This is a genomic window from Aquimarina sp. EL_43, assembly GCF_943422735.1.
GTDB classification, from domain to species: Bacteria; Bacteroidota; Bacteroidia; order Flavobacteriales; family Flavobacteriaceae; genus Aquimarina; species Aquimarina megaterium.
Map to the genome: position 1 here is coordinate 1,622,985 of NZ_CALSBR010000001.1, position 16,426 is coordinate 1,639,410.

9 protein-coding genes are annotated in these 16,426 nt (G+C 34.6%); 3 read left to right on the forward strand and 6 right to left on the reverse strand.

The window, feature by feature from the left end; all coding sequences use genetic code 11:
- Positions 1–254: 254 nt before the first annotated feature.
- A complete protein-coding gene (locus NNL09_RS07455; RefSeq protein WP_035096342.1) occupies positions 255–1,004 on the reverse strand; it encodes a hypothetical protein in 750 nt (249 codons plus the stop codon).
- A 269-nt stretch (positions 1,005–1,273) separates the two neighbouring features.
- Between NNL09_RS07455 and NNL09_RS07460 the strand changes: the two genes are divergently transcribed.
- Positions 1,274–5,884 (forward strand): DUF5689 domain-containing protein, encoded by a 4,611-nt coding sequence (locus tag NNL09_RS07460; RefSeq protein ID WP_196911633.1) that lies wholly within the window; start codon positions 1,274–1,276, stop codon positions 5,882–5,884.
- A gap of 78 nt (positions 5,885–5,962) precedes the next feature.
- Here NNL09_RS07460 and NNL09_RS07465 read toward each other — a convergent pair whose 3' ends face one another.
- Positions 5,963–7,360, reverse strand: a complete 1,398-nt coding sequence (locus tag NNL09_RS07465; RefSeq protein ID WP_196911632.1) for a metallophosphoesterase — start codon at positions 7,358–7,360, stop codon at positions 5,963–5,965.
- An 815-nt stretch (positions 7,361–8,175) separates the two neighbouring features.
- On the opposite strand from NNL09_RS07465, the gene NNL09_RS07470 reads away from it, so the two are divergent.
- The gene (locus tag NNL09_RS07470) at positions 8,176–9,012 is read left to right on the forward strand and encodes a M57 family metalloprotease (protein WP_025666153.1); all 837 of its coding nucleotides are present in this window, start codon (positions 8,176–8,178) and stop codon (positions 9,010–9,012) included.
- 123 nt (positions 9,013–9,135) lie between these two features.
- Positions 9,136–9,975: a M57 family metalloprotease gene (locus NNL09_RS07475; protein WP_025666152.1), complete on the forward strand. Its 840-nt coding sequence runs from the start codon at positions 9,136–9,138 to the stop codon at positions 9,973–9,975.
- A gap of 178 nt (positions 9,976–10,153) precedes the next feature.
- Here the strand turns inward: NNL09_RS07475 and NNL09_RS07480 are convergent, their stop codons facing one another.
- The 4 genes from NNL09_RS07480 to NNL09_RS07495 form a co-directional block, all read right to left on the reverse strand.
- Positions 10,154–11,233, reverse strand: coding sequence for a methyltransferase domain-containing protein (locus NNL09_RS07480; protein ID WP_196926511.1), 1,080 nt, complete (start codon positions 11,231–11,233; stop codon positions 10,154–10,156).
- A 167-nt stretch (positions 11,234–11,400) separates the two neighbouring features.
- Positions 11,401–11,970 carry a transposase gene (locus NNL09_RS07485; RefSeq protein WP_025666150.1) on the reverse strand — a complete coding sequence of 190 codons (570 nt, stop codon included), beginning with the start codon at positions 11,968–11,970 and terminating at the stop codon, positions 11,401–11,403.
- Positions 11,971–12,044: 74 nt separating this feature from the next.
- Positions 12,045–13,439 carry a DUF5689 domain-containing protein gene (locus tag NNL09_RS07490; RefSeq protein ID WP_196911631.1) on the reverse strand — a complete coding sequence of 465 codons (1,395 nt, stop codon included), beginning with the start codon at positions 13,437–13,439 and terminating at the stop codon, positions 12,045–12,047.
- 83 nt (positions 13,440–13,522) lie between these two features.
- Positions 13,523–16,408, reverse strand: a complete 2,886-nt coding sequence (locus NNL09_RS07495) for a carboxypeptidase-like regulatory domain-containing protein (RefSeq protein ID WP_196911630.1) — start codon at positions 16,406–16,408, stop codon at positions 13,523–13,525.
- Between the last annotated feature and the right edge of the window lie 18 nt (positions 16,409–16,426).

A 16,426-nucleotide genomic window follows, 5' to 3' on the forward strand; every position in this document is an offset into this window, starting at 1 on the left:
TCCGTAATTTTGAATTGATCAAAAATAAATTTCAATTGATAGTTTGTAATCTTTACCTACTCATTTACGGCAAAATCATAGAGTCTAAGCGATACTCTATAACTAAGTGAGCTATAATGTTTTCGAACAAACCATTGATTAATAAAAAAATTTATTATTACTCAACTCATCTATAGTTTTCTCTTGGTTAGATTCTATATAATAAAAACCCTCGATAGCTCTGGGCAAAGCTATCAAGGGTTTTTGTAGATTAATTAAAGATTATATCTTCCCGTTTCCACGGTAGTATCAGATGAATTAGTATAGAAAAAATCCCATCCATTATTTGTATTATTATCTAACCACATTTCGGGTCTTGAATGCAAAGCTGCAAAATTACTGCTTGAATTAATATAACTTCCAAGAAATACATTAACTGTTCTTAAATACCAACCATCCTTACCTTTTAAACTAATCCCGGCTGATGGGATCTCTATCCAATTAACTAGATTTCCATTTTTTGTTGGTTTTAATCTTAGGTAATAAACATCCCAACCTCCTTCTCTATCATTACCTGGATTATTTAATACAATATTATTTTGATGAATATACCCTAAATCAGTTCGAAAATCTATATGAATTCTTACCGAACCATCTGTACCACAATGGTGTGAGCCAGAATCTTCGTAAGTACCGGTTCTTGTTTGAACTATATAATTCAAAAATGTTGTACCAGTCCCATCTACATCTAATTTTGAGTTATTATTAAAGTATTTGGCAATTGCTTTATCAAATTTTGCATGTCCTTCTTCTTCACTTACTTCTGGTCCAAAATGCATATGAAACATTGGTTGTATTACTTTTGATTGATCATCTGCTACAGTAGTATCACTATTTCCTGTAGTACTCATAAAATTTTCTTGCTTTTCTATGTTTTGTATCTCGGTATCTGTTTCTGCTTTTTCACATGATACAATCCCCAGAATACATAATGCTAGCACTACATTCTTTTTTAAATTTTTCATTGTTATTTTAATTTTAGAATTAATTATCAAATGTATGTGCTGAAATATTGTTTTGTGATAATGAATATATAGAACACCATTGGGGATTGATGGATCATACGTTTCTCTTGATAATGCTATAACACTCTTAAACAAAACATTGGCTAATAGGTTATTATAAAAAAACACGTGTTTTTGTTAAACTTTTTTTAACATCTCTGCTCAACAATAATCATTCTAATCCCCTAACTTGCATTACGCAAAAAAATCACACAAATAAACTAATAGTCATGAAATTAAAATTACTCTTAATTCCATTCGTCATTTCCTGCCTTTTAGGGGCTCAGAATGGATTTACTCAATCCGTATTTATTAATGAAATACACTATGATAATGCAAGTACAGATGTAGAAGAAGCAATTGAAATTGCTGGAACAGCAGGAACCGATCTTTCTGGTTGGAGTATTGTTTTATATAACGGATCAAATGGTACCGTTTATAATACAATTTCTATTTCGGGAGTGATTCCTGATCAACAAAATGGTTTCGGAACAATAGTAGAAATTCTTCCTACCAATGGATTACAAAATGGTGCCCCCGATGGGATAGCATTAATTGATAACAACAATGCAGTTGTTCAGTTTTTAAGCTATGAAGGTGTTATTACAGCAACAAATGGTCCTGCATCTGGATTAACAAGTACCGATATAGGTGTGTCAGAATCCAGTAGCACTCCCGTTGGAGCTTCTTTACAGCTATCAGGAACAGGAACATCGGCAACAGAATTTACATGGGAAATATCTACAACCAACTCATATGGTGCCGTAAATATTAATCAGATTTTGGGAACACCCGTTATCATACCCATGATTAACGAATTTGTATTTAATCATACCGGATCTGATACAGATGAATTTGTAGAAATATTAGCTGGTATAGAAACAGATTTAAGCGAATATTGGTTACTAGAAATTGAAGGAGATAGCAATGCATCTGGAGTTATTGACGAGGTAATACAATTAGGTACTACAGATGTTAATGGGTATTTCACTACTACTTTTGGTAGTAATGTATACGAAAATGGTACAGTCACTCTCCTCTTGGTAAAGAATTTTACAGGTAGCTTAGGGCAAGACCTTGACACCAATGATGATGGTGTTTTTGATATCACTCCCTGGGAAGAACGTATTGATGATGTTGGGGTTAACGATGGTGGTGCATCTGATCTTAACTATGCCAATGTTACCTTACTACAATCTTTTGATGGAAGCTCATTTACTGTAGGAGGAGCATCAAGATTTCCGAATGGTCAAGATACCGATGCTGTCACCGATTGGAAAAGAAACGATTTTGATGGAAGTGGATTACCAAGTTTCCCTACAGTTATAGCAGAACCGGGAGAAGCTGTTAATACGCCTAATCGAGAAAATGTAGTTATCGATGATACTAATCCAACAGCGGTAATAGTAATTAATGAAATTGATGCAGATACCGATGGATCTGATGTTTTAGAGTTTGTAGAACTGTTTGATGGTGGAACAGGAAACACATCTCTGGATGGATACACATTAGTATTCTTTAACGGATCTAATAATCAAAGTTATGCTGCCTATGATTTAACAGGTTCTACCACAAATACTAATGGATATTTTGTTATTGGTAATGCAGATGTTGCTAATGTCGGGATTACATTTCCTGGTAATGGGTTACAAAATGGAGCCGATGCCGTAGCACTTTATAAAACTGCTGCCTCTAATTTTCCTAACGGAAGTGCTGTTACAACAGAAAATCTGGTAGATGCAATTGTATACGATACCAATGATAGTGATGATGCAGAATTATTGGTGTTACTAAATAGTGGTGAGTCACAAATAAATGAAGACGAAAAAAATGATAAGAACTTCCATTCCTTACAACGTTTTCCTAATGGATCTGGAGGATTAAGAAATACCTCAACATATACGCAGGCAATTCCTACACCAGGAAGTGCAAATACAAATGCAACAGAAATAGTTAACCTTATTATTAACGAACTGGATGCAGATACTCAAGGTTCTGATGCTTTAGAATTTGTCGAACTCTATGATGGTGGAACAGGAAACACCTCACTTAATGGTTACGTTTTGGTAAATTATAACGGAAGTAATAATACCAGTTACAATGCCTTTGATTTAGATGGTTTTACTACCAATGCAGAAGGATATTTTGTTATTGGTAATGCAGATGTTGCCAATGTAGATCTTGTTGTTCCCGGAAATACATTCCAGAATGGTGCTGATGCTGTAGTCTTATATTTTGGTGATGCGACAAGTTTCCCTAACGGAACAGCGGTTACTACCGAAAATATCATTGATGCTATTGTATATGATACTGATGATGCAGATGATGTAGAATTATTGGTGCTTCTAAATACAGATCAGCCACAGGTAAACGAAAACTCAAACGGAAACAAAGACGGAGAATCCTTACAACGAAGTCCTAATGGACAAGGAGGGGCTCGAAATACTACTTCATATGTTGCTAAAGCTCCAACACCAGGGGCAGATAACGATGGTGTAATAGTAACACCTGGTGATCCAATCAGTATTGCAGAAGCAAGGGCAACCGCCGAGGGTACACCAGTTACTATTGCCGGAGTATTAACCGTTACCGATAGTTTTAATGGTCCTGCATTTATACAAGATGCCACAGGTGGTATCGCTGTTTTTGATGATCAGGTGCAAGCTAATGCTGCTTTAAAAGTTGGTGATTCTATTACCATAACAGGGATCAGAGCTGCTTTTAATGATCAAATACAGATCAGTTCTGTAACAGATGTAGTAAATAATGGTCTGCCTCAAAATCCAATTACACCTCTAGATATTACACTTGCAGAACTTGCAGATCATCCAGGAGAATTGGTTCGAGTACTTAATACCACATTCCCTAATCCGGGAGATCTTTTATTTGGTAACTCTAACTTCACTCTTACCGATGCTAGTGGAAATGGAGAACTGCGTGTTGATAATGATGTAGCTTCTATAGTAGGTAAAGCACAGCCTGTTACTTGCACAGAAATCACAGGTGTGATAGGTCGTTTTAGAGAATTCTTCCAGTTACTTCCGAGGCAAGCTTCAGATATTCCTTGTGCAGAAGAATTTATTCCACCAGGAGATACAGTAGGCTTTCCTAAAGAAGATACTTTTGATGTAGTAACCTGGAATATCGAATGGTTTGGTGATGAAAACAACTCGCCCGTAGGTCAAAACCCAATGTCTGATGAAATTCAAAGGGATAGTACCGCTACGGTACTTAAAAAACTAAAAGCAGATGTATATGCTGTAGAAGAAATTGCCGATGATGTATTGTTTGAAGAATTAGTAAATCTGTTACCAGGTTATGAGTATATTTTATCTGATGCTGTTTCTCGCCCCGGTTCTGGAGGAGTATCACAAAAAGTAGGGTTTATTTATAATACTGAAACCGTTTCTGTGGTAGAAACAAGAGCAATGTTTACATCAATTCATCCGCTATACAACGGTGGTGATGCATCTGCACTTGTAGATTACCCTAGCGAAACAGATCGTTTCTACGCTAGTGGAAGATTGCCTTTTTTAATGACCGCAGATGTAACTATTAATGGAGTTACAGAACGTATTGATTTGATCGCATTACATGCCAGAGCAAATAGTAGCAATGGTCCTCAAAATCGATATGATATGCGTAAATATGATGTAGAAGTATTAAAAGATTCGCTAGATGCTAATTTTGTAAACAATAAGGTTATTCTTTTGGGAGATTATAATGACGATGTAGATGAAACTGTAGCAGACATCCCATCAACCATTTCTAGTTTTCAAGAATATGTAGATGACACTGCTAATTACACGATTGTATCTTCTGCATTAAGCGAAGCGGGATTGCGATCATTCGTTTTTAGAGAAAATATGATTGATCATATTATGGTAACCAATGAACTTAATGAGGCCTATATTGAGAATTCTGTAACTGTTCATTACGACGTATATGATAATGATTATGCATTCACTACGTCTGATCATTTACCTGTTTCTGCACGATTCTTACTAGAACCAGAATTTGTAAACAATGATTGTTCGGGTGCATCTGTTGTAGCCTTTAATCAAGGTAAGAGAAAAGATGGTGGAAGAATATCCCGACTTAGAAGTAAGACTAAACGTGCCTTAGGAACTCCTAGAGAAAAAAGGTATTTTAATTTTGTGAGTTTAGGGTTTGGTGGATCGATCACTATAGAATTAAACAACGAAATTTTTGATAACGTTGATACTAATGAATTTGCAGTATTCGAATCTACAGGATTCTTTGATAACATCCCTTGTAATTACTATCCAGAATCGGCAGAAGTCTTTGCTTCACAAGATGGTATCGAGTTTGTTTCTTTAGGAACAACTTGCCAGGATGGTGAATTTGATCTTGCAACGGGTAACTTGCGTTCTGCAAAATATATCAAAGTTGTGGATACAAGTGATAAAGCTAGTTTTCCTTGGTTTGCAGATGGTTATGATCTGGATGCTATTGTATGCCTTGAAAATGGTGAGCGTATAGCTACAAAAAATGCCATGGTCTATGCAGAAAACCCTACTGCTTTAGAAAGTGAGTTACTCCCCGAAGATTTTGGATTAGAAGAAACAAGTGTTTTTGTTTCTCCAAATCCATTTAAAAATCAATTATCTATAGATTTTAATACTCTTGTTGAAGGAAATGTAGATGTTATAATTACTGATGTAACTGGTAAAACTGTATATACTCAAACGATACGGCTTAATGCCGGGCAATCCAAATTATCTATTGATATGAATCGTTACCCAAAAGGGTTTTATGTTCTACATGCTTCTGGTACAAATGGAAAACTTAATATAACTAAAAAGATAATTAAAAAATAATTGTTAAATACAAAATATCAACCCTGCGAAGTCATCTTTGCAGGGTTTTTCATTTATAAGAGTCAAAACATATATCGTCTAATATGATAATTCTGGAGCCTTTGATGTCCATGAAAGAGTTCCATCCTGATCATACCAGGTTTCTGTTAATTTTCCATCTTTTATCTCTAAAATAGCAAATCCATTTTTCACTCTTAATTTGTTATTTGGAGAAGGGTTCTCTAATGGAGTATGGGCATAATAATCAATGGTACTAATATTTCCATTATGGTTACCCTCTAACCATTCTGCATTACCAAATGGAATGCCAGAATGTCCTAGGCACCTAGCTAAAGTAGAGCGGCTTGCCGCAGTATTGTTATATACGACTCCATTATGAATATGACCCCAATACCACACTTCGGGATGTCTTCCCATAAGAGAATCTTTAACAACATCATTCCATAACGAATTTGTATACTTTCCTTGTACATCCATTGGGTTATGGTGAGTAAGCAGTATTATTTTTTTACCCTTAGACTGTGTAGCTATAAATCCTTCTGGTCCTGATTGATATGTATCATTGATTACTCCATCCATATACATATCTGTTGCATTATAAGCAGAATCCAGACCTATAATTACCCAATCCTCATAGGTAATAGAAAAATAGGTTGCTCCTTTTTGCTTCTCAAAAACTGGAGATGCAAGTGCTGTTTTATATAAGCCATTTGCACCATCATACATTTCGTGATTAGAATTAAGAGTAAAGTTGCCAAGAGGAGCAGGTTTCCAACAGTTTAGTAAATTATTTTGTTCTTCAGATTCAAGACCGGCATAATATACATCTCCCAGATGAATCATAATATCCGGATTCTGTTTCGTAATCTGCTGCATCACCATTTGCGATGGGCTATCTGGTAAATTTCCATCCTTGTATTTTCCTGTTCCCCAATCTCCAAATAATGCAATTTTTAATGACGGTTGGGAAGAAGGAGTTATTTTAATTGTAGTTGGAGGATCATTATGAACAAATGGATGTATTTTTTTAGGGAAAAGCTTATAGTATAAAAAATTGAGTATTGCCAAGGGCCACCCTGTTCCTTTTGGGTCACCCATATCCAATTCGGCATACTTGGCTGTAGAGACCAGAGAACCATCGCCTGTTAATTTGCCTTCGCCTTCCCAAATTGTCCACCAATCATCCCATTCATTAGTTGTGATTTTTGAAGTAGGCATTTTTAAAAATTTCAAAATAGGCTTTAACCAAGAAGGCGCCTTGTTGTTTAGATAATACAAGACCCATCCAAATTCAATACTCTCGTCGGCGCCAGGAGGTAGCGGCGGAGGTGGTATTTCAGTGTTCATTAATTGAATAAGAAGGTCTTCTGATTTCTGAAAAGTAACCCAGAAATGAGTTTCTACTACAACTCCTTTTTGTACGGCCTCTTGCAATTCTTTTTGGATCTGTTCTAATGTTTTTTGTGAAGATTCCATTTTAGTTTTGTTTTAGATAGTATTAATGAAAAGTTTAATAACCCAGAAGAGATACTAAAAATCTAATCAGGGTTTAACGAGGTATAATATGAGATATTCAAATACTAAAACATCTGATCAAGAGAGGTGCTCACCAGATATTGTTACAGAGTAGTATCAAGTAGTTTTCTACTATAAAAACCTCATAACAAAATTCTGTAAAATCTTGATTATGAGGCAATTTTATCTAAATGTAAAGAAAATAATTTAATTAGAAGGAGGTTTTCTAGAAAACCTCCTGAAATTATAATAGATCAAAAAAGCTTAATTATTAGATTCGGTCTTTTTATTATTTACCTTTTTTTCTCAAAACATATGTAACATATTGTTTTTCAGCAATATAACATTACGGATTCTCCTCAAAAAAAAACATCCAAATACCTGTTTTTATCCAGAGTTTATGACTAGTCTATATATAGTTAATTAACCCATTTTTATATAGTGATTTTCCTGAAAACCGAATCTAAGCAATTGATAATCAACAAACTATAATTTAACAACATTAAGAATGCTATTATGTGTTTTTATAGGTAGATAGATTTGAATACTTTTAAAATTGAAATCAATAGAGATTAAATATTTCTTTATTTGATACTACTCCACTCTAATGGTTAGAATCCCACAATGATTATAGTATCATTAGGACAAAACCATCCAATAGGTAAGAAACAAAAATATATCTGGCGCCGAAAGTAACTGTTTCTAAAAGAATGATCTCATGAATCCTTGTAGGCTTCAAAAGCTAACTTATTTAATAATCTTAAAACTAAATCAAAATGAAAAAATGGAAATTATTAGCGCTTTGCGCTATTATTACTGGATTTATTTCGTCTTGCCAAAAAGATGAAGTTACAAATGAAGCACCAGAACAGGTAAAAATAGAGCCCACAAAAGCACAACTCGAGAAGTTGCACAATATGGGGGTGAATACTGATAATGTTACGATTGAAGATTTTACCTTTTTAGACGGCTCTTCTGCAAAACACTTGGTTTCAGGAGATATTACAGTTCCTATAGCAGATTTAAACAAATATCCGGAACTAGAGTCTCGTGATGATGATAGTAAACAATACCGAACACCAAACCTAGTATCTCCACCTAATAGAAATATTAAAATTCTTGGGTATACCGGAGGTGGTTTTGCATTAACTCCTAAGATGAAAACAGCTTTATCATGGGCAGTTTTCAACTATAATGTGTTACCCAACACCCTTAATTTTACGCTTAGTTATGGTACTAATGTTGCGGCTGCAGATATTGTAGTTTATAAAATCGCAGGAGCTGCAGGTGGAATAGCTGGATTTCCTACTCCCGCAGGAAAACCATACAAATGGGTTAGAATCAGAGCAGGAACAGATGCATATAGTACTAATGTAAATGAACATGTAATCGGTCATGAGATTGGACACTGCATTGGATTTAGACATCAAGATTGGTATAACCGTCAAAGTTGCGGATATACTGGCACTCTACCTGCCGAGTCTACTGCTATTTGGATACCGGGAACTCCTTGGTCTCCCAATGCAGATTCTATTATGTTGGCATGTTTTGGTGCTGGAGAAGATGGAGAATTAACTCCTACAGATAAAACAGCATTAAATATACTATACTAATGGTATCCTTTTGAGAGATAACAATAAATCTCCAGAGCAAAACTCTGGAGATTTTTCATAACAGATACCATTCAGAAATTTTGAAAAATTAAACGACTTAAATATTCTTAAAACTAAAACAAAATGGAAAAGTTTAAACTATTAGTACTTTGCATTATTATTGCTGGATTTTTTTGGTCTTGTGATAAAGATGAGGTTGCTAATGAAATACCCGAACATGTAACTTTGAAGCCTACAAAAGCACAACTTGATAAGTTATCTGCCATGTTTATAAACACAGATAATGTTGTTATTAAAGATATTACCACCTTAGACGGAATCAAAAAAAAGTATTTGGTTTCAGGAGATATTTTAATCCCTGTACTTGATTTAAAAAATTATAGCAAATTAAAACCTAAAACAACTAACCAAAAGCAATTCAGATTTCCGCACATAGTATCACCACCTTATAGGGTTATTGATATTCTTGGGTATACGGGTTCTGGATATGCTCTCACTAGTAAAATGCAAACAGGTTTGCGATGGGCTGTAAATAACTATAATAGCTTAGGTAATTCACTACGTTTCAGATTAACCTTTGGTACTGATTTTAGTTCGGCAGATATGGTAGTTTATAATAATAATCAACCAGGTGGTGGTGGAGCCGCTTCAACCCCTAACCCAGCGGGTAGACCCGGTAAGTATATCCAAATTAATGCCGGCACAAATAGTTTTAGTACTAATGTGGTAGAGCATGTAATGACTCATGAAATAGGACATGCTATAGGACTAGCTCATCAAGATTGGTATAACCTTCAGAGTTGCGGGTATACTGGTCCTGTGCCTGCCGGACCTGCACCTATTTGGATACCGGGAACTCCTTGGTCTCCATATACAGATTCGGTTATGTTAGCCTGTTTTAGTGCTTCTGCAGATGGTGAATTAACAGCTACTGATATTCTGGCATTAAATATATTATACTAATGAGAATATTCTTATGACCGAAAAATAATAAGCTATAATCTGGCACAGAAGAGTCGAGGTAAAACATATAAACAAATCCATTATGAAGGATTTTAGATTCGGCTCCTATCTAACACCAAGATTATAGCTTAACTACTAATTCTATCTGAATAGATAAGAAGTTTAATGACCTAAAACACTAATCTTTAATCGCTATTCCTTTAAAAAAAGTATAACAAAATGTGCCTCCTCCTTCGGCAGTCTTATACAAATCATTAATACCTCTGTTCATTTCTTCTTTGCTAATAATTTTTTTTGCTAATGCTTCTTCTGTAATCCCTCTGACCATTGCGGTAAAGGTATTTTTAATAAACCCATCTAGTAATTCAGGTTTAGAATCATCAACATATACCTGCCTGGGAGAAATAGTGATATTCTTAAATCCCGAATCAAGTAACAACGGATATAGCGCTCTACCAATATTAGCATTCCCTCCTTTTTGTTGTTGTAAAGTTACTTGTGCCTGGACCACTTTTTGCGCACATAGACTATCTGGGTAAAAATATGCAGAACCATGATCTCCTTCAATTATCATAAGTGTTCCCCCGGGTTTAAGAACTCTCTTTAGTTCCTGCATAGCTTCTTTTGGGTGGGACATATGTTCTAAAACAAAGCAAACAAAAATGTGATCAAAATGATCATCTTTAAAAGGTAAGTTTAACAAATCTGCAACCTTAAATTCTACATTCTTGATGTCGTGCTCTTTGATTGATTCCTCTGCTTTTTCTAATGAGGCAGTAGACAGGTCTACAGAAACAAAAGTCGAATCTAAGTTCTTTTTTGCTATAATTTTGGTTTGTGCCCCAACGCCACAACCAGCCTCAAGAATTAGAGAGCTTTCTTTCCATTTTGAGTCCCAGTGCAAAAGCTCTGCAATAGAATTAGCCTGATCATTTAATCGAGTTGTTTCTTCCTGAGAATATCCATGGATATAATTTTTCATATGATCTTGACTTATTTCCTGGATAGTACTTTCTGCCTGTTTCAAGCGTTCGAGTATTTCTTTACTGGCATCTCGCAACTCTTTACCAGACGTAGTAAACACCAATTGATTATTAACTCTATAAAAGATTTGGGTACCTAAGCGAGATTCTAATTCTTTAAGTTGATGACTTAATGCCGATTGTGTAAGAAAAAGTTTTTCTGCTGCATTTTTTAAGGTTCCTACCTCTGCAACAGTATCAATAAGTTTTAAATGACGGATTTCTATACTAGCCATTATTTCTGCTTTTTTATGCAAAATACAACGCTTAGCTAAAAGCCAACGACAAAAGAATATGAAAAAAAATAATAGGGTACCTGAATAGAATTCAACCGTTTACAAAAATTATCTTTAATCAGACCTCACAGGTCTTAGAGACCTGTGAGGTCTGTAATAACTATATTCTAACTAATCAATTCTAAAGTATAACGTTCTTCAATTTTTACTTTTCCATTTAAGTGTGCATACTCAAAATTAGATATGTCACCAAACAAAGAGAGTATAAACTCTCTACTGAGCTTGGAATGTTTAGAAGATAAAAAACTTTGATATGAAGAGAATGGATATGCTCTGAAATCTGAAGCCATCCTGTGGTGTTCTGGATTTAAATGTACATAGATGATAAGTTGTTTCAAATATATTTCATTATCTATTTTCTTTCTTGAAAATCTATCTTTGAACAAACTTCCATTTCTATCATAAGCTTTGTTGATCGCTTTAGCATAGGTATTAAACATATTCGAAAATTTCTGTGAAATCAGCCTTCCTTCAACATCGGTATTTGTCTTAATTACTAAATGAAAATGATTCTTCAGTAAGCAATATGCATAAACTTCGCAGATATCGTTACAATACTTCTCAAGAAGGCTCAAAAAATACTTATAGTTGCGCTCTTCTTTAAAAATATCTTCTTTATTGTTTCCTCTATTGTATATATGAAAATAAGTATCAGGTACTAATGGTTCGTATTTCATTTTTCTATTTTTTAATTTAGACCTCACAGGTCTTAGAGACCTGTGAGGTCTGATTAGGTCTTGATCATTACATCTTATTTTCCGGTAATTTTTATATCATCAATATGGTATCGTGTAGTGGCTCTGGGGTCACCACCAATATATCGAAAACCTATGCGAATGGTTCCCTCCAAACAAGATAACCCAATAGGCCCCGCAGGTGTAGAATTGCCAAAAGCATTTAATGGCCCTCTTGGGATCATAGCATCAAGCTTTGTCCACGATGTAGTTGTAGGGTCTCCTGTAAAATTATCGGCCGCAAAAACCTCAAGGATATTTCCGTTATCATATCCCGCCTGAAGATCAAAATATAAAACCTCATCTAGTGAGGTGCTTATATCAATATCAGGAGTAATAAACCATACTTCATAGAAACTTTCTTTTGACCTATATCCTGTTATTTGTGCATATTGATTTTCACCAAAATTACCTATCTTATATTTTAACTTTCCTCCTGTGATATTACTATTCATCCATCCAGAATCTTCTAGGTCACCAATTTTGAGATCGCTAAAATCTTCTTCAAATAATATCATAACTCCTTCAGAAATTGCCGGGCATTCTAAAACTGTAGGGTCACATCTCGTTTCATTATCAAATACTAACCCTCGCGGATCATTAAGTACTAAGTTATATGTGTTTCCTAAAAAGTTTTTAGTTAATATTCCTTCAAAACTTCCTTGTTGACTTGGTAGTTTAAGGCCTTTAAAGTCTGAAAAAGTACTCGTGCTAATTATCGTGTTTCTTCCTGTTGCACAACTCTCTACAATACGTTCTCCATCAAACTTATCATAATTTTCTGCTGCAAAAGTAAAGGTGTTATCTTCTAAAACCAGATTTTTAGTAAACTGAATATTGTTTACTTTGATGTATACGTTTACTAGTTTATCAGTAAAATCTTCAATTGTGATTTCTAGCGGAGTTATGGCAGCCGTTTCTGTAGACCTTATCACAACTTCTTCTATAAAAAAAGAAGGGATTGCACCAATAGTATTTCCTTCTGAAATTCCAAGAGTTGGAATCCCATTTTCTATCCCAAGAGACAAACCATCTAGTTTGATATATACTTTACGTCCAAATTCATAGGTAGTAAATAATGGATTATCATCTATTAATACCCGAATACCTGCAGAAGGATTAGTATGTTTATCCTGAAGCACCAATTCTTTATAAAAATTACTGGCTTTATCACTGGATACTACGTAACCCTGGATAAAATTGTTAGTATCTTCAAAAACTACTTTAGCATTTTCTCCATCTTCTACAAGTTTTTGTCCCAGAATACCGAGTATTGCGTCAATTGTAATTAGTGTACCTTCAATTTGTGGTTCGTCTATGGTAACCGGAGATATTTTAAATTCATCTTCTGGTGAGCAAGCCATAATTGTACATGATACAATTAAAATCCAAAAAAAATTCTTTGTGTTCATTTTATATTATATTTTTTGTTGTGTTTATTGTTCTTATTATGAAAGTAGACCTCACAGGTCTTAGAGACCTGTGAGGTCTAGTACTAAAATCTTATATATACATTTAGATAGTAGGAAGTGCCATACCCATAAAAGTACTTTGATCCATAAACAGGAGTATCACGTTGTGATTCTTCTAAAGCTAATCGGTAATTTGCATTTCTGGCTTGTTCGAATCCTCCTGTTTTATATCCTTGATCAAGAATATTATTTATAGAGGCAAAAAAACCAATGTAATATTTCTTGATTCTCCAGGATTTACCACCAATAGCATTTACAAGGAAGTAGTCTTTAAACTGCTCTTGTCGTAAAAGTTGTTTTGCAACATCCTCATCATAATCATTAAAAGGTAGTCCATCTGTATCTCGATAAAAATTCGCGGTTCTTGCAAAAGGACTTATGTTGATATAGGCGTTAGAAAAATAATTGGTGGTAGCTCCAAACCACCAAAAATCTGGGTCACGGTACTCAAAACCTAATTGTCCTGCCCGTTGAGGTCCTCCTGCAATATGATATCCTTTTAATGCTGATTTTCCGAAACTTTGTATCCCTTCAATATCTGAAAATGCTTCACTAGTACTGGTTAAGACCAGGTCTGGATCATTATCAAACACAAAACTACCAACTGCCGCTGCTCCTTTAATTTTAATAGTGGGGGTGATCTGGTATTCGACCCCAAATTCTCCTCCGATATACCGTTTATCTATGTCGGTAAGTATTTCCTGAACAAACCCCACATCTGATCCTGAAATAGCTTCGGTAAAAAAGAAAGAAATATTCGTAGCATCCAAAATCTTAGAATAATATCCTGTTAATCTGGCTTTGATCTTGGGAGAACGAAATATATAACTACCATCTACAGATTGGATTTTTTCACTTTCCTGATCTTCTCCTATTAATTTTGCTATGGTGCTATTATTATATCTTGCATTTGCAAAAGCGTTACGAATTGTAGGTGGTTTATTGAAATAGACACTTTGTAGTTTAATAAAATGATGCCCGTTGATCGCAATGGTAGCCCCTCCTTTTACTCCATAATTCATAAAACTTAAAGCTTCACTTTTTCCAAAGGAATCGTTTCCAGGAAAATATCCATTTTCAAACAAACCATTTCTTTGATATATTGTTTGCGAAATTGTTCCACCTAAAAAGAAATTAACTCTTTTCAACTTAAATTGTCCTTGAAGAAATCCATTAATCGCAGAGGCCTCAATCTCATAATTATAATCATAGCGATCTCCTACTCCCACAATACGATTCGGGTTGCGTAAATCACTCTGCGCTCTACTAGTTAATTCGGAAGAAGTTAATCCTGTTGAAGATAACGCAAATACATCAACATCCAGAAAACCTGTACCACCCAAAAGATCTGTTACCTCAGCAAAATTTTGACTCTTTAAATTCTTGTACCCAATCGCCGCATTTAATGTAATGTATGTATTGAATTGACTATTTAGTATCATATTGCTACTCAACAAGGCATCATCTGTTCTATCCTCATATAAGATATATGTTGAGTTATTACCTTTTTGCGCATTTTGTTGATTGGTTTGTAATATATCACGCCAGTTTAATTGCCCATTATTGATGAGGTTTTGTTGCGCCAAAAAGGCATTTTGATAATCTAGAGGAGTTGGATTAGGACCTTCTAAAAAAGAACTTGGCATATTATCCGGATGCACAGGATTGGTGTTTGCGCTTCTTCCTCCTCCAATATAAGTTTGTTGCCCATTTGGACCAATTAGTAAATCACTTCCTCCATTATCTATTCTACTATTAGCAATTTTACCAGTTTGAAAAGCGATATTAGTTTGTAAATGAGTTTTCTTTGATATGCTCCAATAGTGGTTTAACATAAAGACTGGTTCTTCTATTTTTCGCTCTTTAGAGTTCCTTATTTCTCCGTTCAGGTATCCCCAGTTAGGATTATAATTGTTTCCTTTAAGATTAAATACTTCATCGGTAATTGCTGTAGATCTTCCTCTACGATTTGGAGTATAAAAACTCGTTAGGTTTAAGCTGTGTTTCTTCCCTAATTTTTTTTCAATCGAAACAAAAAATGAATTTGAGTCGTATAAGGTTCCTTCAACAAAACCTTCTTTTCCATATCTTCTGGATAAAGACACAGAGAAAGCCCATCCTTTTGCGGTAACTCCAGAATTATACGTTCCTATTACTCTCCCCTGGTAACTACGGTTAGAAAAGGCATAAGATATTTTGCCTCCTTTGCGGTACTTAGAAGCTCTCATAATGATGTTAGAAGTTCCCAAAAGATCTCCAAATGTATAGTCGTTTTCTGAAATTCCTAATGAAAATTCCTGATTACGTTGTACATCATTTAATCCTCCCCAATTGCTCCATTGTGGTCTTCCATTAGAAAATTTGTTCATTTCAATCCCATTGATCAGGATTTTTCCGTTCTCATTTCCTAAACCTCTGGGACGAAAAAAAGTTGAGCTAAAATCAAATGCTGCTGCAGTAAGAAATACATCTCGGGTAGATTGAAGTAATCCCGAAACACTAAAAGATATATCATTATCTTCATCCAATTCATGATCCGAAAGGCTAATCGTACCTATTTGTTGTTGTTCGGTATTAAAATCAAATTGTAAGTCTATTTTTTTAAGGTCCAGGACATTTCCTTCATTAATTGTAATAGGAAAACGCTTAGTTACATATCCGTCCTTAGATATTATTAATACTTGCTCTCCCAAAGGAAGTTTGGTGTCTCTAAAATCAAATTCACCAAAAGTAGTAGTAAGCACACTAACTTTTGTTTTTTTAATGGATACTGTAACTTTTTCAAGATTTGCACCAGAAATGGCGTCAATAATTTTTCCTTTTAACTCAGTTTGTTGTGCATTAACACTAGAGATACTACAAAAGAAAATCAATAGTATATATTTTGGATCAAAAGAATAATATGTCATTTTATTAGATGTGTGAGG